This window comes from Streptomyces populi (assembly GCF_002911015.1).
Classification (GTDB): Bacteria; Actinomycetota; Actinomycetes; order Streptomycetales; family Streptomycetaceae; genus Streptomyces; species Streptomyces populi.
Window position 1 is genome coordinate 1 of the sequence record NZ_KZ626857.1, and the last position, 17456, is coordinate 17456.

General features: G+C 70.1%; 17 protein-coding genes. 2 read left to right on the plus strand and 15 right to left on the minus strand.

Annotated elements, in window-relative coordinates:
- Positions 1 to 18: 18 nt before the first annotated feature.
- From CW362_RS12130 to CW362_RS12155, 6 genes are all read right to left on the minus strand, one after another.
- Complete coding sequence (locus tag CW362_RS12130) at positions 19 to 300, minus strand: HU family DNA-binding protein (protein ID WP_103549419.1); 282 nt, start codon at positions 298 to 300, stop codon at positions 19 to 21.
- A gap of 374 nt (positions 301 to 674) precedes the next feature.
- On the minus strand, positions 675 to 2108 hold the full coding sequence (locus tag CW362_RS12135; protein WP_103549420.1) for an NAD-dependent malic enzyme: 1434 nt from the start codon (positions 2106 to 2108) through the stop codon (positions 675 to 677).
- A gap of 515 nt (positions 2109 to 2623) precedes the next feature.
- Positions 2624 to 5014 (minus strand): HelD family protein, encoded by a 2391-nt coding sequence (locus tag CW362_RS12140; protein WP_103549421.1) that lies wholly within the window; start codon positions 5012 to 5014, stop codon positions 2624 to 2626.
- 85 nt (positions 5015 to 5099) lie between these two features.
- Complete coding sequence (locus CW362_RS12145; protein WP_162684052.1) at positions 5100 to 5885, minus strand: anti-sigma factor family protein; 786 nt, start codon at positions 5883 to 5885, stop codon at positions 5100 to 5102.
- Positions 5886 to 5923: 38 nt separating this feature from the next.
- Positions 5924 to 6454 (minus strand): sigma-70 family RNA polymerase sigma factor, encoded by a 531-nt coding sequence (locus CW362_RS12150; protein ID WP_037619265.1) that lies wholly within the window; start codon positions 6452 to 6454, stop codon positions 5924 to 5926.
- Between the two features lie 224 nt (positions 6455 to 6678).
- Complete coding sequence (locus CW362_RS12155) at positions 6679 to 7266, minus strand: CGNR zinc finger domain-containing protein (protein WP_103549423.1); 588 nt, start codon at positions 7264 to 7266, stop codon at positions 6679 to 6681.
- 207 nt (positions 7267 to 7473) lie between these two features.
- Here CW362_RS12155 and CW362_RS12160 point away from each other — a divergent pair, with 207 nt between their 5' ends.
- Positions 7474 to 8031, plus strand: coding sequence for an anthrone oxygenase family protein (locus CW362_RS12160; RefSeq protein ID WP_103549424.1), 558 nt, complete (start codon positions 7474 to 7476; stop codon positions 8029 to 8031).
- On the opposite strand, the gene CW362_RS12165 is transcribed toward CW362_RS12160, so the two are convergent.
- The 3 genes from CW362_RS12165 to CW362_RS12175 all read right to left on the minus strand — a co-directional run bounded on the left by CW362_RS12165 (position 7980) and on the right by CW362_RS12175 (position 11218).
- Entirely contained in the window at positions 7980 to 9131 is a 1152-nt protein-coding gene (locus CW362_RS12165) for a uroporphyrinogen-III synthase (RefSeq protein WP_103549425.1), read from the minus strand. The genes CW362_RS12160 and CW362_RS12165 overlap by 52 nt on opposite strands.
- 123 nt (positions 9132 to 9254) lie before the next feature.
- Positions 9255 to 10634, minus strand: a complete 1380-nt coding sequence (locus CW362_RS12170) for a nitrate/nitrite transporter (RefSeq protein ID WP_103549426.1) — start codon at positions 10632 to 10634, stop codon at positions 9255 to 9257.
- 188 nt (positions 10635 to 10822) lie between these two features.
- Positions 10823 to 11218, minus strand: a complete 396-nt coding sequence (locus tag CW362_RS12175; protein WP_103549427.1) for an SgcJ/EcaC family oxidoreductase — start codon at positions 11216 to 11218, stop codon at positions 10823 to 10825.
- Between the two features lie 156 nt (positions 11219 to 11374).
- Between CW362_RS12175 and CW362_RS12180 the strand changes: the two genes are divergently transcribed.
- Positions 11375 to 12391, plus strand: a complete 1017-nt coding sequence (locus tag CW362_RS12180) for a sigma-70 family RNA polymerase sigma factor (protein ID WP_103549428.1) — start codon at positions 11375 to 11377, stop codon at positions 12389 to 12391.
- Between the two features lie 76 nt (positions 12392 to 12467).
- Here the strand turns inward: CW362_RS12180 and CW362_RS12185 are convergent, their stop codons facing one another.
- The 6 genes from CW362_RS12185 to CW362_RS12210 form a co-directional block, all read right to left on the minus strand.
- Positions 12468 to 13514, minus strand: coding sequence for a hypothetical protein (locus tag CW362_RS12185; RefSeq protein ID WP_103549429.1), 1047 nt, complete (start codon positions 13512 to 13514; stop codon positions 12468 to 12470).
- Positions 13502 to 14158: a hypothetical protein gene (locus CW362_RS12190; protein ID WP_103549430.1), complete on the minus strand. Its 657-nt coding sequence runs from the start codon at positions 14156 to 14158 to the stop codon at positions 13502 to 13504. Before CW362_RS12190 ends, CW362_RS12185 begins: the two co-directional genes overlap by 13 nt.
- Positions 14159 to 14363: 205 nt before the next feature.
- Positions 14364 to 15053, minus strand: coding sequence for a hypothetical protein (locus CW362_RS12195; RefSeq protein WP_103549431.1), 690 nt, complete (start codon positions 15051 to 15053; stop codon positions 14364 to 14366).
- A 20-nt stretch (positions 15054 to 15073) separates the two neighbouring features.
- Positions 15074 to 15697, minus strand: coding sequence for a hypothetical protein (locus CW362_RS12200; protein ID WP_103549432.1), 624 nt, complete (start codon positions 15695 to 15697; stop codon positions 15074 to 15076).
- A gap of 91 nt (positions 15698 to 15788) precedes the next feature.
- Positions 15789 to 17129, minus strand: a complete 1341-nt coding sequence (locus tag CW362_RS12205) for a hypothetical protein (RefSeq protein ID WP_103549433.1) — start codon at positions 17127 to 17129, stop codon at positions 15789 to 15791.
- Positions 17126 to 17443, minus strand: a complete 318-nt coding sequence (locus CW362_RS12210) for a hypothetical protein (protein WP_103549434.1) — start codon at positions 17441 to 17443, stop codon at positions 17126 to 17128. Before CW362_RS12210 ends, CW362_RS12205 begins: the two co-directional genes overlap by 4 nt.
- Positions 17444 to 17456: the final 13 nt, after the last annotated feature.

A 17456-nucleotide genomic window follows, 5' to 3' on the forward strand; every position in this document is an offset into this window, starting at 1 on the left:
CACGTGCCGGCGCCGGGCTTACTTGCCCTTGGCGGCTTCCTTGAGCTTGCTGCCCGCGGAGACCTTGACGCTGAAGCCGGCCGGGATCTGGATCGGGTCGCCGGTCTGCGGGTTGCGCGCGGTGCGAGCGGCACGGTGGGTGCGCTCGAAGGTCAGGAAGCCGGGGATGGTCACCTTCTCGTCGCCCTTGGCGACGATCTCGCCGACGGTCTCGGCGAAAGCGGCCAGAACGGCGTCGGCGTCCTTGCGGGTCACCTCGGCGCGGTCGGCCAGCGCGGCCACCAGCTCACTGCGGTTCATGTTGTTACTCCCGTGTTCTTCTTGCTGTTGAGGCGTGCCACGCGGCGGAGCCGCATATCGGGCACAGTGAAGCCGATGCTGCCAGGGTCCTCGGTCGGCTCCCGGACCCGGGTCCGTGGCCGGACCGTGGGCGCCCAAAGACGCATCCTGCCCCCACCTGCGGCGGGAAAGCCAATCCGGCACCCTTGGGAGTCACACGAACACCCTTGGGGGTCACACGAAGAGGCCCCTGCGAGGCCTGAGCCTGGCCGCCACCCTAGAGGCGGCCACTGGCCCCGCGTTCCGCGACGCGCCGGGTTCCGGGCGGTCGTGGCGCCCGTCACAGGCGGGCCGACGGCCGGTGCGGCACGGGCGCGCGGCCGGCCCGGCCCCCGCTACGCGGTCGCGCCGGCCGCGTCCGCCGCCCCCGCCGCCTTCGCCGCGTCGCGCACCGCTCCGGCGACCGCGCCCGCGACCTTGTCGTTGAAGACGCTGGGGATGATGTAGTTCGGGTTGAGCTCGTCCTCGGTCACCACGTTCGCGAGCGCGGTCGCGGCGGCCAGCATCATGTCCGTGTTGACGGTACGCGACTGGGCGTCCAGGAGGCCGCGGAAGACGCCCGGGAACACCAGGACGTTGTTGATCTGGTTGGGGAAGTCGGAGCGGCCGGTGGCCACAACTGCCGCGGTCTGGCGGGCGATTGCCGGGTCGACCTCGGGGTCGGGATTCGCGAGCGCGAACACGATGGCGTTCTCCGCCATCGAGGCCACGTCGTCGCCGTCGATCACGTTCGGGGCCGAGACGCCGATGAACACGTCGGCGTCGCGCACGGCCTCCTTCAACGTGCCCGTGAGGCCTTCGAGGTTGGTGTTGTCGGCGATCCAGCACAGCGGCGAGTCCGGGTCGGCGTCGACGAGGTCGGCGCGGCCCGCGTGCACGACACCGTGGATGTCGGCGACGACGGCGTTCTTCACGCCCGCCGCGATCAGCAGTTTGAGGATGGCCGTACCGGCCGCTCCGGCGCCGGACATGACGACCCTGATGTCGCCGATCGCCTTGCCCGCGACGCGAAGTGCGTTGGTCAGGGCGGCGAGGACGACGATCGCGGTGCCGTGCTGGTCGTCGTGGAAGACGGGGATGTCGAGGGCCTCGCGCAGCCGGGCCTCGATCTCGAAGCAGCGCGGCGCGGAGATGTCCTCCAGGTTGATGCCCGCGAAGCCGGGGGCGATCGCCTTGACGATCTCGACGATCGCGTCGGTGTCCTGGGTGTCCAGGCACAGCGGCCAGGCGTCGATGCCGGCGAAGCGCTTGAAGAGGGCCGCCTTGCCCTCCATGACGGGCAGCGCGGCCTTCGGGCCGATGTTGCCGAGGCCCAGCACCGCGGAGCCGTCCGTCACGACCGCAACGGAATTGCGCTTGATGGTGAGGCGGCGGGCGTCCTCGGGGTTCTCGGCGATCGCCATGCACACCCGGGCCACGCCCGGGGTGTAGATCATGGAGAGGTCGTCACGGTTGCGGATCGGGTGCTTGGACTGCATCTCGATCTTGCCGCCGAGGTGCATGAGGAACGTACGGTCGGAGACCTTGCCGAGGGTCACGCCCTCGATGCGCCGCAGCTGCTCGACGATCTCGTCCGCGTGCGAGGTGGAGGACGCGGCGATGGTGACGTCGATCCGGAGCTTCTCGTGGCCGGACGCGGTCACGTCGAGGCCGGTCACCGAGCCTCCGCTGGACTCCACGGCCGTGGTGAGCTGGGAGACCGCGGTTCCGCTCGCGGGCACCTCCAGCCGGACCGTCATCGAGTAGGAGACGCTGGGCGCCGTTGCCATGGCCGACTTCCTCTGCTTTCACCGAGACACTGCTTTGTGCCGTCCGATCGTCGCACCTACCCCTGAGTACGCGGTAGTCGCCCCGGATTGCGAACGTTTTGTTCGCCGGGGGCGTGCGGTTCCGGAAAGCGGATTCCACCATACGAGAGGGTGGTCCGCGTGCCGAAGGGCGCCCCGACACGACGGAAGAGGCCCACGTCATGGTGACGTGGGCCTCTTCCTGTCCTTCGGTGAAGGACGACGTTAATGACACCGACCCGCCATGCTCGCCTCGCGGCAAGTGGTCGCTCGTAGCGACGAAGGTTGGGCCCGGGGGCTTGGATCGGGCCGGTGCCACGTCAAAGGTAACAAAGGATTCCCGTGGAGCAATTCCCGTCCCGGGAGATCTTTTCGGCCGGGACGGGACGCGGGGCGGGCAGGAGGCGGGCGGTGGACGGACGGCGGTCCGGACGAGGGGACGCCCACCCGCGGGCCGGGCGGGCGGGGGCCTTGCGGGACGCCGGTCCCGCGGGACGTCAGTCCCGCAGGAGGTCGGGCACGCCGTCCGCGTCGGGTTCGTCACGGCCGCTGGAGACCACGGTCAGCTGCTGCGTGGCCCGGGTCAGCGCCACGTACAGCACCCGCAGCCCGGCGGGCGACTCGTCGGCGATCTCCGCGGGCGAGACGACCACCGTCGCGTCGTACTCCAGGCCCTTGGCCTCCAGGCTCCCCAGGGCCACCACGCGGTCCCCGAGCCCGGCGAGCCAGCGGGCGGCCTCCTCGCGCCGGTTCATGGCGACGACGACGCCCACGGTGCCGTCGACCCGGTCGAGGAGGTGGGCGGCCTCGGCGCGCACGGTCCGCGCGAGGGAGTCCCCCGCGACCGCGAACCGGGGTTCGATGCCCGTGGACCGCACGGCGGACGGCGACGGCGAGCCCGGCATGGCCAGGGCAAGGACCTTGGCGGCCAGCTCGGCGATCTCCGCCGGGTTGCGGTAGTTGACGGTGAGGGTGAAGCGGCGCCGGGGACGGGTGCCGAGCGCCTCGTCCCGGGCCTCCGCCGCCTCGTCGGGGTCGGACCAGGAGGACTGGGCCGGGTCGCCCACGACCGTCCAGGTGGCGTGCCGGCCGCGCCGGCCGACCATCCGCCACTGCATGGGCGTGAGGTCCTGCGCCTCGTCGACGATGACGTGCGCGTACTCGGTCCGCTCCTGGGCCAGCCGCTCGGCGCGCTCGCGCTGCGTCTCCTCGCGCACCGGCATGAGTTCCTCGAGGCCGGTGAGCTGGTCCAGCGGGTCCAGGTCGCGGCGCTTCTTCGGCCGGGCGGGCGCCCCGACGATCGCCTCCAGCTCGTCCAGCATCGCCACGTCGTGCACGGAGAACCCGTCCCGCTTGAGCGAGCGGGCCACCCGGCGGACCTCTCCGGGGTTGAGGATCCGGCGCGCCCAGCGCCCCAGGCGCCGTTCGTCGGCCATGGCGGCCAGCACCCCGCGCGGGGTCAGCTCCGGCCACCAGGCGTCCAGGAACGCGATGAAGCTGTCCTCGGAGGTGACGTCCTCGTCGAAGGAGGACCGCAGCTCGGCGGCCAGTTCCGGGTCCGAATGGCGGCTCCCGGCACCCGACTTCGCCCACAGCGCGTCCAGCAGCAGCCTGCGGGCGCGCGGGCGCAGCAGGTTGACCGGCGCGGTCCCGCCGAGCGCGTTGTGCTTGATGCGGTCCAGCTCGGCGGACTCCAGCTCCAGCCGGCGCCCGAAGGCGACGACCCTCAGCCGGGCGGGAGCACCCGCGGGGGCCGGGTCCGGCTCACCGAGGGCGAGCTGGCCGTTGCCGCCGCCCGCCGTGCCGGCCGGGGCCTCCAGCGCTCCGCGCGCCGCCTTCCGCAGCACCTTCAGCATCCGGTACGAGCCCTTGGCGCGGGCGACGGCCGGGGAGTCGTACAGCGTGGCGGCCACGCCGTCGACGAGCGAGCCGATGGCGCGGATCGCGACCTGCCCCTCCTCGCCGAGCGAGGGCAGCACGCCCTCGGTGTAGGCGACGAGCAGCGGGGTCGGGGAGACGATCAGGATGCCGCCCGCGTACCGGCGGCGGTCCTGGTAGAGGAGATAGGCGGCCCGGTGCAGGGCGACGGCCGTCTTGCCGGTGCCGGGGCCGCCCTCGACGTAGGTCACGGACGCGGCGGGCGCGCGGATCACCAGGTCCTGCTCGGCCTGGATGGATGCCACGATGTCCCGCATGGTGTGGCTGCGGGCCTGCCCGAGCGCGGCCATGAGCGCGCCGTCGCCGATGACGGGCAGCTCTCGGCCACCGAGGGATGCCTTCACCTGCGGGCGCATCAGGTCGTCCTCGACACCGAGGACCCTGCGGCCCTTGGAGCGGATGACCCGGCGGCGCACGACCCGGCCGGGGTCGACCGGGGTGGAGCGGTAGAACGGGGCCGCGGCCGGTGCCCGCCAGTCGATCACCAGCGGCGCGTACTCGGCGTCCAGGACACCGATACGGCCGATGTGGAGCGTCTCGGCGATGTCGGCGGTGTTGTCCTCGCGGACCGCGCCCTCGGCGGGTTCCACCGCCGTGTAGGCGCCGTCGGGCCCCTTCACGCCGTCCTTGCCGCGGAGCAGGTCGATCCGGCCGAAGAGGAAGTCCTCGAACTCGTTGTTGAGACGGTTGAGGTGGATTCCCGCGCGGAACACCTGGGCGTCCCGCTCCGCGAGCGCCCCCGGTGTGCCGACGTGACCGCGCTGGGCGGCGTCGTGCATGAGGAACTCGGCCTCGTGGATCTTCTCCTCGAGGCGCCGGTAGACCCGGTCCAGATGTTCCTGTTCGACAGCGATCTCACGGTCCCGTACGGAGTCGTCCTTGACGGATTCCTCCGGTGCGGATGTGCGGACCGAGCCGAGCGCGGTTTCCTGCTGAGCCTGAGCGGCCACCGGGCGCCCCCTTCTGACGTGCTGGGCAGCCGTCAACCGTACGCGAAGGGAGGCCTGCCGGGCTACGTCCGCGCCCGGAGGACGCTCAGGCCTTCACCTCGACAAGACGCTTGCCCGAGAAGGTCATGACCTCGAAGTGATCGATCTGGTTCGGCGTGAAGGCCGCGCCGCCGTGGACGTAGAGGGGCTCCTTGGCCTGCTCGGTCTTCGCGTTGGGGGTGCCGTAACCCCACTCCGGGACCGACCAGGACGTGACCGTCTCGCGCTCGCCGTTCTTGCCGACGGCGATCAGGGAGCACCTCTCCGGGCCCGTGACGTTCTTGAGCTGGAGGACCGCGTGGGTGCCCCAGTCCTTCGGCTCGATCGCGACGACGGCGTTGACCTTGGTCTTCGGGTCCGTGGCCGACGCCTTGTCGGTCATGTCCTGGAAGGCGGCCTTGGCCGGGCTGGTCGCGTGCGCCTGCGGCGTGCCCGTCCCGGTGTCGCTGCCGCCGTTGACCGCCATGACGGTCAGCGGGCCGCCGATGATCAGCGCGGCCGCGGCCGCCACCAGGTACATGCCGCGCCGGCGCTTCTGGGCGCGGCGCGCCGAGACCTCGTCCACCAGCCGCTCCGCGAGCCGCGGGCTCGGGCGGGCCGAGAGGGACTCGGCGATGGCCGGGCTGCCCTGCGAGGCGGGCAGGTCGGCGAGGGCCGCGAGCATCGGCTCCATCCCGGCGAGCTCGTCGAGCTGCTGGGCGCACCACTCGCAGGAGGCGAGGTGCTCCTCGAAGGCCGTGGCCTCGATGTCGTCGAGAATGCCGAGCGCGTAGGCGCCGACAGTCTCATGAATGTTGTCCCCGGATCCTTGCTGTCCTCGTGGACCTTGCATGGCTCCCGGACCACCTGTTCCGTAACCCCCGTACGTGTTCATGCCGTCACCCCCCGCTCCTCAAGCGCCAGCTTCATCGACCGCAGGGCGTAGAAAACCCGTGAGCGCACGGTTCCGCTGGGAATGCCGAGCGTTTCGGCCGCCTCATTGACGGTACGCCCTTTGAAGTAAGTTTCGACCAGTACTTCCCTGTGAGCAGGGGTCAGGTCGTCCAGCGCGTCCGACAGTGTCATCAGCCACAACGCCTTGTCGATCTCGTCCTCCGCGGGGATGACCTCCAGCGGCGACGGGTCGACCTCCTGCGGCCGGGCCTGCCGGCTGCGGTGGCCGTCGATGACGATGCGCCGGGCGACCGTCACCAGCCAGGGGCGTACCGAACCGGTCGCTCGATTGAGCTGGCCGGCGTTCTTCCAGGCACGGATGAGTGTTTCCTGCACCACGTCCTCGGCGCGCTGCCGGTCTCCGGCCACCAGGCGCAGCACGTAGGCCAGCAACGGCCCCGCGTGTTCCCGGTACAGCGCACGCATCAGCTCCTCGTCGGGTTCGGTCGACGAGGACTGCTGAGACATGCGATGTCGGGCTCTTGGCCTGTGTTCATCAGCCACGGCTGAATCCTTGCGCACGCCTACCTCCGGTGTCCGGGGGTTCCCCCAGTCGGTCGCTCATCACCGGGTACGTGTGCTGGTACTCGGGTGTTCAAAGTGTTCAGGATTTTTTCTGGTGAAGATGTGTAGACAGCGAAAAGAATGGTTCCGATCACCGCACGTCACTGGAAGATCACGCACGGATGTGATCAGGCACGCGCCAGAGCCGCCCGCCGCCGGTGCCGGGCCACTCGCTCCCGATTGCCGCACACCTCGCTGGAGCACCAACGGCGGCGCCTGCCGCGCGAGGTGTCCAGATAGACGATCGGGCAGTTGTCGCCCTCGCACTGCCGCAGACTCGCGCGCGCACGCGGGTCGGTGAGCAGATCGAGGGCGTCCCTGGCCACCACAGACAGTAGTTCACCGCAGTGCGGCGGGACGCGCAGCCCCCGGTTCAGCGAACCGTCGTCGCCGCGGACGGCGCAGGGGGCCGGCGGCGGAGCGAGGGCGACGGCGTTGACACGGGCGAGCGCGCCGTCCGCGGGCCGCCCGTCCAGTTCACCTCGTACCAACTGGGCGATATGTCCGCGCAGTTCCCGGAAGCCGAGCAGCCAGGAGGAGTCCACGGCGGTCAGCGCGGTTCCCTCGGGCACCAGCCCGGACGCGACGACCCAGACGCCCAACCGGGCGGCCGAGTCGAGGCGTTCCTCGGGATGCGTGGTCGCCGTCAGGTCCAGGCAGATCCGCCCGGAGTCGAACCGCAGCTCGTACGAGGCTGTGGCCGTGCCCGATGCCATGCGCCTGTCACCGCCTTGGGGTCACCCGCCGTCGTACCCCTACAGTGCATCCCCCGGCGCCCCGCCGGAAGAGCCGGTACCGGTCCCGTACCGGATGCCCACCGGATACCTACCGTGCCCGGGGCGCGGCGGACCGTGGACGCCCGCTTATGCCCCCGCGCCTCTCGGCCATGTCCCCCGCTCCCGGGCGCCGGTTGACTGGACGGCATGACGGACGAGAGCACACGACGGCATGACACGGCGGCGGGAGTACTGGGGGCGGCCACGGTCGCGACGGGCCTGGTCGCCGGGGTTTTCTACATCTTCGCCTGCGCGGTGATGCCGGCGCTCGCGCGCAGCGGCGACCGCGTCTTCATCGAGGTCATGCAGAACATCAACGAGGTGATCCAGAACCCGGTCTTCTTCCTGGGCTTCTTCGGGGCGCTCGCGCTGACGGCGCTCGCCGCGTGGCAGTCGCGCGGGACGCCGGGGAGCAGGTGGGTGCTGGCCGCGTTCGCCGCGTACGCGCTCGTGTTCCTGATCACCGTGACCATGAGCGTCCCGCTCAACGACGGCCTCGCGAACGCGGGCGCCCCCGCGCGGATCGCCGATCCGGCCGCGGTGCGCGACCGGTTCGAGGACCCGTGGGTGGCGTGGAACGTCGTCCGGGCGGTGCTGTCGACGCTCGCGACGGCCCTTCTCACCCGTGCCCTGTTGCGGCACCGGCGGCCGCCTCAGCCGTCGGCGTACTTGGCGTCCGTGGCCGGGTCGAGCGAGAGGCGGTAGCCCCGCTTGACGACCGTCTGGATCAGCTTGGGCGCGCCGAGCGCCGTGCGCAGCCGGGCCATCGCGGTCTCCACGGCGTGCTCGTCGCGCCCGGATCCCGGCAGCGCGCGCAGCAGTTCGGACCGCGCCACCACCCAGCCGGGCCGCCGCGCGAGGGCCCGCAGCAGCGACATCCCGGCGGGCGGCACGGGCCGCAGCAGCCCGTCCACCAGCACCGCGTGCCCCCGGATCTCCACCTGGTGCCCGGCGATGGGCAACGCCCTCGCCCGGCCGGGCAGTTCCTGGCAGAGCAGCTGTACGAGGGGACCGAGCCGGAAGCGTTCGGGCTGGACGGTGTCGATGCCGTGGGCCTGCAACGGCAGCGCGGTGACCGGGCCGACGCAGGCGGGCAGGACGTCGTGGTGCAGGGCCGCGAGGAACTCCGCGTGCACGCCCCGTTCCTCGGCCCTGGACAGCAGGGAGGCCGCGGCGGGGGCGCTGGTGAAGGTGAGCGCGTCCAGGCCGCGGGTGAGGGCGGCGTCGAGCAGCCGGTCGACCGGGGCGATGTCCTCCGGCGGCATCCACCGGTACACGGGCACGAGGACGACCTCGGCACCGGCGGCCCGCAGCGACTCGACGAACCCGGGCAGCGGTTCCCCGTGCAGCTGTACGGCGATGCGACGGCCGTCCACGCCCTCTTCGAGCAGCCGGTCGAGCACCTCGGCCATCGACTCGGAGGACGGCGACCACTCCTCGGTCAGCCCCTGGGCCCGGACCGCGCCCTTGACCTTGGGCCCGCGGGCGAGCAGTTCGACGCCCCGCAGCCGGGCGAGCAGTTCCTCGCCCAGGCCCCAGCCGTCGGCCGCCTCGACCCAGCCGCGGAATCCGATGGCGGTGGTGGCCACCACCACGTCCGGCGGGTTCTCTACCAACTCCTTCGTCGCGGTGAGCAGTTCGCCGTCGTCGGCGAGGGGCACGATCCGCAGGGCCGGCGCGTGCACGACGGTGGCCCCGCGCCGCTGGAGCAGCGCGCCCAACTCGTCGGCCCGTCGTGCGGCGGTCACCCCCACGGTGAACCCGGAGAGTGGCCCGTGCTCGGGTCGCTGCTGTTCGTCGTACATGGGGTTCTCGTCTCGCGCTCGTCGAGTCGTCGTACGGGTCTGTGCTGTCGTACGTCGTGGCTGATCCGAGCCTGTCAACGGACCATGACAGGCTCGGATCAAGGTGATGTCAGGCGTGTTACGTCATACCTCGGCGTAGCTGAGCTGGGGCTTCGACTCGGCGGTGGCACTTGCCGGGGTCGCGGCGGCCGGGCGGCGAAGGTATACGGCCCAGGTGACCGCGAAGGCGACCGCGTAGAAGCCGAGGAAGGTGACGAAGGCGCCGGTGCCGGAGCCGGATTCGAGGAACGACTGGCGGAAGGCGAGGTTGATGCCGACGCCGCCGAGCGCGCCCACCGCGCCGATGAGCCCCATGGCGGCACCGGAGAGCCGCCGTCCGTGACGGGCGGCCTCCTCCCCCTCGAGCCCCGCTTCCAGCGCCTTGTTCTGGAAGATGCCGGGGATCATCTTGTACGTCGACCCGTTGCCGAGGCCGCTGAGCACGAAGAGGACCACGAAGACCGAGACGAACAGCGGCAGCGACTTCTCACTGCTGGCGAACACCAGGACCCCGGTCGCCGCGGCCATGGCGACGAAGTTCCACAGGGTGATCCTGGCGCCGCCGTAGAGGTCGGCGAGCCGGCCGCCGACGGGCCGGATCAGGGATCCGAGCAGCGGGCCGATGAAGGTGAGGTAGGCGGCCTGGAGCGGGGTGCGCCCGAACTCGACCTGGAGCACCTGCCCGAAGGCGAAGGCGTAGCCGATGAACGAGCCGAACGTCCCGATGTACAGGAACGCCATGATCCAGGTGTGCGCGTCCTTCGCGGCGTCCAGGGCGGCGCCGGTGTCGTTCTTCACGGTGGCGAGGTTGTCCATGAAGAGGGCGGCGAGCACGGCGGCCACGACGACCAGCGGGATGTAGATCCCGAGGAGCACCCGGGGACCGCCGCTCGCGCCGATGATCGCGAGCGCCACGAGCTGGATGACGGGGACGCCGATGTTGCCGCCGCCCGCGTTGAGGCCGAGCGCCCAGCCCTTCTTCCGCAGCGGGAAGAAGGCGTTGATGTTGGTCATGCTGGAGGCGAAGTTGCCGCCGCCGACGCCGGCCAGCAGCCCGACCACGAGGAACGTGGTGAACGAGGTGCCGGGCTTCATCACCACGAACGCGGCGACGGTCGGCACGAGCAGCAGGCTCGCGGACACGATGGTCCAGTTCCGGCCGCCGAAGAGCGCGACGGCGAAGGTGTAGGGGACCCGCACGACCGCGCCGACCAGCGTCACCATCGAGGTGAGCAGGAACTTGTCGGCCGGGGTGAGCCCGTACTCCGGTCCCATGAACAGGACCAGCACCGACCACATCGTCCAGACGGAGAAGCCGATGTGCTCGGACAGGACGGAGAAGAGCAGGTTGCGCCGGGCGACCTTCTCCCCCTTCTCCGCCCAGAAGACCTCGTCCTCCGGATCCCACTCCGCGATCCAGCGACCGCCCCGCGCGGGGGCCGTACTCGTGGCTGGGGCAGTCATCACACGCCTCCATATGGTTCTCCGGGCCTGCCGGCCTCCTGATCCCGAAGGTAGGGAGGGCGCGTTTCCGCCCTGTGGCTGTGAGTGACCTGAAGGGAACGTTGCTCTCACCCGGTCCCGGGCCCGGCGGTGAGGACGGGACCGGGAGCGGGCGGGGGCGGGGGGTACGGAGGTCTCCTCCGGACCCGTCAGACGGCCGCGTTGTGGTACGAGGTGATGGCCCAGGCCCCGTCGGCGGGATCGCGGACGAGCACCCAGGTCGCCCGGCGCCGCCGGTCGGCGGGGACCTCGCTCTCCCCGGCCTGGAGGATCCCGGCCTCGCTGACGACGACGGCGGTGCCGGGCCGCGGGAACCGGATCCGCCGGGGCTCGTCGAGGGGCCGGGACCCCTTCAACGGTCCCTCGAACCCGGCCTTGATGTAGGCGCGGATCTCCTCCCGCCCGTCGTTGAAGACGCCCGGCATCACGACGGTCGCGTCCTCGGTGTAGAGCGCGGCGAAGGCGTCGGCGTCGTGGTCGGCCCAGGCGGCGTAGAGACGGTCGAGGACGCCACGGACGTCCTGGCCGGCGTCGGTGCTGGTCATGATGGTTCCTCCTGCTCGATCGGATCGGGTCGCCGGTATGTACCTCGGGGCCGCGGTGAACTCATCGGTGCCGGGACGATGAGTTCGGGCGGGCCCGGAGGTAGGTACCGGTGAGCGACGGGACACGGCCGAGGGGCAGAGGGGCAGGGGCAGACCATGGGGACACGGGACGACGACGGCCACGACGACTTCGAGGGTCACGGCGATCGCGAGGACCGCGAGGACTTCGAGAGGCGGACGGCGCCCCACCGCCGGGAGCTGCTGGCCCACTGCTACCGGATGCTCGGTTCGGTGCACGAGGCCGAGGACCTGGTGCAGGAGACGATGCTCCGGGCCTGGCTCGCGTACGGCCGTTACGACGCCGACCGCGCCTCCCTGCGCACCTGGCTGTACCGCATCGCGACCAACCGGTGTCTGACCGCGCTGCGCGGCCGCACCCGCAGACCCCTGCCGTCGGGCCTGGTCGGCGCGCTGGAGGATCCGGGGGCGCCGATGACACCGGGGGCGGAGGTGCCGTGGCTCGAACCGTTCCCGGACCGGGGCGCGGCCGGGGATCCCGCGGGCGTGGTCGCCGCCCGGGGCAGTCTGCGCCTCGCGCTGATCGCCGCGATGCAGCTGCTGCCCCCGCGGCAGCGGGCGGTCCTCATCCTGCGCGACGTACTGGCCTGGCCGGCGGCCGAGGTGGCCGAGGCGCTCGACACGTCGACCGCCTCGGTGAACAGCGCGCTCCAACGGGCCCGCGCACGGATCGGCGAGGCCGGTCTGACGGAGGAGGAGGTGACGGAGCCGCCGGACCACGAGCAGCGCACGGTGGTCGACCGCTATCTGCGCGCCTTCGAGAACGCCGACCTCGACGCCCTGCGCACCCTGCTCACCCAGGACGTCGTCCTGGAGATGCCCCCCGTCCTCAACTGGTACGTCGGCCCCGACGCCTACGTCGCCTTCATCGCCCGCGTCTTCGCGATGCGCGGCACGGACTGGCGCCTGCGCCCCACCTCGGCGAACGGCCAGCCCGCCCTGGCGGCCTACGTCCGCGCCCCCGACGACGACACGCACCGCCTGCACACCCTGCAGGTCTTCACGACGACCTCCGCAGCGGTGAGCCGTACGGTGGTGTTCCAACTCCCTACGGTTTTCGAGGCGTTCGGCCTGCCGGAAACCTGGGAGGGGTGACTGCGCCGGGACCGCTAGAGCTGCCGGGGCGGCTGCGGCGGTACGGGCTCGGGCGGGCCGGCCGACGGTCCGGGACTCAACGGTTGACGGACTGGATCTCCTGAACGACGACGTCCTGGTTGGCCCCGAAGGTGCCGTCCGGCAGGTTCCGCGCCTCGGCCACGCCGGTGCCCGTCCAGTGGATCTTCCAGGTGATGGTGGCCCTCAGCTTGTACGAGCCGTCGCCCGAGGAACGGAGGTACTTCACCCCGCAAGGGGGCGTCTCCCCGGCCTTGCCCTTCGCGTACGCCTCGCCGATGCGGTCCCCCGTGATCTCGCAGACCCCCGACGCGGGATACGTCTGCGCGTCCGAGGTGCCGGGCTCGATCTTCAACGCGACCGGCTCGGCCGTCGTCGTCGCCGTCACACCGAGCAGGGGTACCGACGCGGTCACCGACACCGGCTTGAACTTCGCCGTGTCCAACCAGGCCCACGTCGGCAGGTTCACCTTCGTGGTGCCCGCGGGAGCGAGGTCCACCTTCGTCGACGGAACCCGTATCTCGCCGTACGCGAGCTGCGCCAGCATCTCCGGAGTGATCGCCTGCGGAGCGTCCGCCGGCGGGTCAGCACCCTCGTCGACCCAGAAGATCCCCTTGTTGCAGTCCAGCGCGTGGGGGTCGCCCTCGCGGCCCGGCGTGACGTACGAGTCCCACCAGTAGCCCTTGCCGGTCTTGGCCTTGTTGAAGTCCTTGGCCTCGCCGCCGTTGACGTACTTGTCCCGCTGCTCCTGGTCCCACTGGGAACCGGTGGACTCGGCGTTCCAGATCGGCTCCAGGTACTTCTGCAGCTCGTCCGGCGTGTACTTGGGGGCGTAATAGCAGGCAGGCGGAGTCCAGTTGCCGGACGAGGAGGTCACCGGCCCGGCGGAGTCACCCGACCCGTTCTTGGAACGATCGAAGACGACGGCGCCGGCGGTGGCCGTGAGGTTGCCCTTGCCGTCGCTGTTACCAGAGGCGTGAGTATCACCAGGCTTCTGGCTACCGTTGCCGAAGTCGTCGTCGGCAGAGGCAGGGTTGGCATTGATCAAGAGAAGTACCGCAATTGCAGAGCCGCTTACGACCCCGCACCATTTCACGGCTGGCATTTGCTGCTACCCCTCTCCGAGAGCATGTCCTGCGTCACCCAGACCCCGTCCGAATTCCGCTTCAGCTTCGTGTTGTAGAAGACGTAGCTGTTCTTCGTCACCGGAGTCTTGTTGATCTTCCCGGTCTTGACGAACTTGTTGTACGCCTTACCTTGGTCCTCGCAGTATGTGAGCGCCGCCGATCCCTCGCCAAGCAAGGTCACAGACTCGTCGTAGAAGCGGTAAACGCCAGTGGTGCGAGCCTTATGGTCCACAAAGCGCTGCACATACTTCTGCGTCGCAGCCGCGAGCTCTTCCGCCGAGTAGAAGCGATACGCAGGGTCAAGTGGGTCCTGGTTGGCAATGGCCTGGTCCGTGGCCTTGATGAACAGCTCGCCGTCGGCCAGAACAGCGTCCTTGTCCTTGTCGCCTGTCTGGCGCCACTCGAAGTTGTAGTGAAGGTCGGAAGGCAACTCGATCTTCGGTCGGCCAGGCGACTGCGTCGCGCTCGCGCTGGGTGAGGCCGAGGACTTGTCCCCGGTGTCCGCGCCGGCGATCTTGTCGTTGCTCTTCGGCTTGTCATCACCCCCGCCGCACGCCGTCAACAGCAGTACGGCTGACGCTCCGACAGCGACTGTGGCAAGCAGACGGGAACGGCGGTTCACGGCGGACTCCTGTGCGACGTGGGGTGCGGAAGGGCATCAACACGCTAGCGGTGGCCTGTGCGACGACACCAGCGCGAATGGTGCCAAGGGCGTAACAGTGGTCGGCCATAGAGGCCCATAACGTCGTCAACTGGCCTCACCGCAACGTCAATCGAGCAACAGGGCGGTTCACCCGGTTGCTGTCCGCAAAGCCCTCGGCCCGTGGTCACGGCTCCTCCGGGGAGGCCTGCCGCAGCGGATTGTCGAAGGTGGTCAGGGTCGCGATCTGGCGGAGGATCTCACGGTATTGATCACGACGGTCGACGGCCGCGGTGCTCAGCGCGAACACCGCCAGCTGCTTGCAATCCGGATGCGGCAGGTGAGCGCGGAGCTGGATCAAGGGTGTCCGGGGAAGTCCGCCGGTGCCCCTGGGGACGAGAACGGTCTCGCTGAACGCGACGGGTCCACAGGGAAGTTCGACGTACTCGATGCGCGCCTGGGTGTCGAGCCCGCTCACCGCACGGGCGGCTGTCACGGCGCGCGGCGCCACCGCCGTGGCGCGCCAGGAGACGGTGAAGAACGACAGCAGCGGCCGGCCGTCGCACACGGCGCCCTCGCCGACGTCATCACGGTGCAGTCCGATCGAGCAATGGACGGTCCCCTCCTCCCTCAACGCGCCGAGCAGTTGCTGCCCTTGGGCCAGCCGGGCGATGAACCGCTGTCGCGCCAACTCATCGGGAGCAGCTCGGAGAAGCGGTTCGAGGACGGTACGCAGATCATCTGCGGCCGGAGAGCCCGGTGGTGGAAGCAACGCATCGAGGGGTACAGCGGTGAAGCCTGCGGGCTCCGCGAACCAGATGTCGGCGTCGGGATCTTCGGCCGAGTCGGCGACGGTGAAGTGGGGGGCCGTGGTCATCGAGTCCTGCCGGGTACGAGTCAGTGGGGGTGCGAGTGCGGGCGCACCGCGTCGGGAACGTGAGCGCCGGAACGACGGGCCCGTTCCAGGGCGGCCGGGCTCGCGTTCCAGTCGGTCGGTTCGATGCCCCGGCGTCCCGTGGCCGTGCGCTGGTACAGCAGATGGAGCCGCTTGGGTGCCTTGCCCTTCCGCCCGGAAGCCGCGATGACGGCGATGAAACGGGGGTCGCCGGCGAACCAGAGCGGTTCGATCTCCGCCTTCAGCTCCGGCTTCGTACGAGCCGTACCGAACCGTCGCATCCACCAGAAGGTACGCATGCCGGAAAGGAACAGCAGCGGAATCCGCTCCCCCGGATCCTCCGGGTTGGGCAACTCCAGCCACATCTCGTCCTCTTGAACCCGAGGATGCTTGTTCCGCCCCCGGGGGACATCCGTCAGAAGCTGCCAGGGGTAATTCCAGAGGACGCGCTGGACGTAGATGGAGGGACGGACGTAGGCGAGCTGGAGGACGGCCCGGAAGGCTGAATAACCCAGCAGTGGGACGAAGAACAGGGTGAAGCCCGGAGACAGGAAGACCACCAGAACAGCCAACGAGCCGATCCAGACACCGATCCAGCCCACCAGACGCAGAACGATCAAGATCAAGTGCTGAGCGAAAGCCCTTCTGGTCGGAGGGTGATCCCACGCAGTCGGGTACTCGGCCGGCCCCATATGGTGCGTTCTTTCTGCTCGGAAATCAGAAGACATGACGGGCGATATTGACAAGCCCTCCGGCATCGAGGCCAAGCCTGGCGCCATCGATACTCGCCACCGAGCCGTCCTTGATGCCGTCGTCGTCGGTGTCCACAGCGGTCATGGCGAGGCCGAATCCTGCGGTGCCCACACCCATCGAGGCCGAGGCGACCTCAATCCCTTTCGTGATCTGCGCCGCTCTGGCACCGCGAACCGTGAAACCGAGCAGTGCGTTGTCCAAACCGGAAATGGATTTCGCGTGCTCCATGGTGCTGCCTCCGAACCTGACGACCCGCTCACCAAGTGAAACCGCATCACCCGTCTCGCTCACGGCCCGAAGCCCCATTGCGGTGCCCTTGCCGACTGCGGCAATGCCAGGAACCATGCCAAGGGCGTCACCGCCGACAGTCACGAGGTTGCTCCAGAAATCAGTGTCGAGCTCACCCTTCGCAAAGCCGTCTCTCAACGATGCCCACACAGTGGGATGCTCAGATACTCGGATGGTCAACGACGTCGCGCTGAGAGCCGACGCAGCCAACAACAAAACCGCAGCCACCACCCCACCCGACACCACGAACAACGCGACCAACCCGATCACCGCCCCCAAAGTACTCAAGATGTCCGGCAGGTTCTCGGTGACCCAGTCGAGTGCCGAGTCGAACCAGCCCGGTTCGTGCGGGGTCAGCTTCTTCGTGGCGTCGCGGATCTTTCCTGCTCGAAGCCGGGCCCGGCGCTCGTGTTCGTCCGCGAGTCCACGCGCCTTGTCGCGGATCCTGCGCAGCGCGTCCTCCGCGTCCTCCACCGCCGATCTCGCCCTGGTCAACGCTTTCCGCGCCTCGTCGTGCCCGGCACCCTTCCCGTCCAGGTCGGGGTCGGCACCCGCCTTCGCGGCATGCCCCTTCGCCCGGTCGACGGCGGCCTGCGCTTCCTCCGCCTCCTGTTCCAGTCGCCTCGCCCGCCGCTGGAAGTCGTCCAGTTCGCCTTCCCAGCGGTCGAGTTGGCCGGCCGCCTTGCGGATGGAGTGCGCCGCGTTCTTCAGGTTCAGGGGAAGCGGACCGCCGTCCAACTGCTCGCGGAAGGCGACGGCCGCGTCACCCTTCCAGTAGCTGCCGTCCATCAGCCTGGTGACGAGCCCGTGCGTCTCCTCGAGGACCTTCGCGCACCCCCTGAGCTTCTTGCACAGGCCGCCCACGGTCTCCGTGCTGCCCGGCACGGGATCGAACCCGAGATGCGGGTGGTCGGGGTTGGGGATGCGCGGGACCGACTTGAGCCCCTGCGGCTTGTCCCGGTCGGCGAAGGAGCGCGGGTCGAGCGCCGCTCCCGTCTCCTCGGGCGGATAGGTCACCTCGTACCACCGCCCCCGCCGTTCCCGGCCTCCCCCAGAGCCCGCTCCAGGGCCTCGTCCACCTCGCGGTAGCTGTCCCTGCTCTTCTCGATGATCTTGGCCAGGTCCTCGGTCTGCTCACCGATCTGGTCGGCGCCGTACTTCCAGTCGTCCTGGAAGTCCTCGCAGGCGCAGTCCAGATCGTCCGTGCCCAGACCGGTGACCGTGGCGTCCTCCAGCGCCCTGCGCAGGCCCCGCAACGACTCGGTCGACTCCCTGAGCATCCTCATGAAGTGCGACAACTCGTCGCCGTCGACGGCCAACCGCTCTGCCACGCCCTCCGCCCCG

Coding starts and splice junctions, on each gene's coding strand:
- CW362_RS12130 (WP_103549419.1), bottom strand. CDS start 300: ATGAACCGCAGTGAGCTGGTGGCCGCGCTGGCCGACCGCGCCGAGGTG.
- CW362_RS12135 (WP_103549420.1), bottom strand. CDS start 2,108: ATGGCAACGGCGCCCAGCGTCTCCTACTCGATGACGGTCCGGCTGGAG.
- CW362_RS12145 (WP_162684052.1), bottom strand. CDS start 5,885: ATGCAAGGTCCACGAGGACAGCAAGGATCCGGGGACAACATTCATGAG.
- CW362_RS12150 (WP_037619265.1), bottom strand. CDS start 6,454: ATGTCTCAGCAGTCCTCGTCGACCGAACCCGACGAGGAGCTGATGCGT.
- CW362_RS12155 (WP_103549423.1), bottom strand. CDS start 7,266: ATGGCATCGGGCACGGCCACAGCCTCGTACGAGCTGCGGTTCGACTCC.
- CW362_RS12160 (WP_103549424.1), top strand. CDS start 7,474: ATGACGGACGAGAGCACACGACGGCATGACACGGCGGCGGGAGTACTG.
- CW362_RS12165 (WP_103549425.1), bottom strand. CDS start 9,131: ATGTACGACGAACAGCAGCGACCCGAGCACGGGCCACTCTCCGGGTTC.
- CW362_RS12170 (WP_103549426.1), bottom strand. CDS start 10,634: ATGACTGCCCCAGCCACGAGTACGGCCCCCGCGCGGGGCGGTCGCTGG.
- CW362_RS12175 (WP_103549427.1), bottom strand. CDS start 11,218: ATGACCAGCACCGACGCCGGCCAGGACGTCCGTGGCGTCCTCGACCGT.
- CW362_RS12180 (WP_103549428.1), top strand. CDS start 11,375: ATGGGGACACGGGACGACGACGGCCACGACGACTTCGAGGGTCACGGC.
- CW362_RS12185 (WP_103549429.1), bottom strand. CDS start 13,514: ATGCCAGCCGTGAAATGGTGCGGGGTCGTAAGCGGCTCTGCAATTGCG.
- CW362_RS12195 (WP_103549431.1), bottom strand. CDS start 15,053: ATGACCACGGCCCCCCACTTCACCGTCGCCGACTCGGCCGAAGATCCC.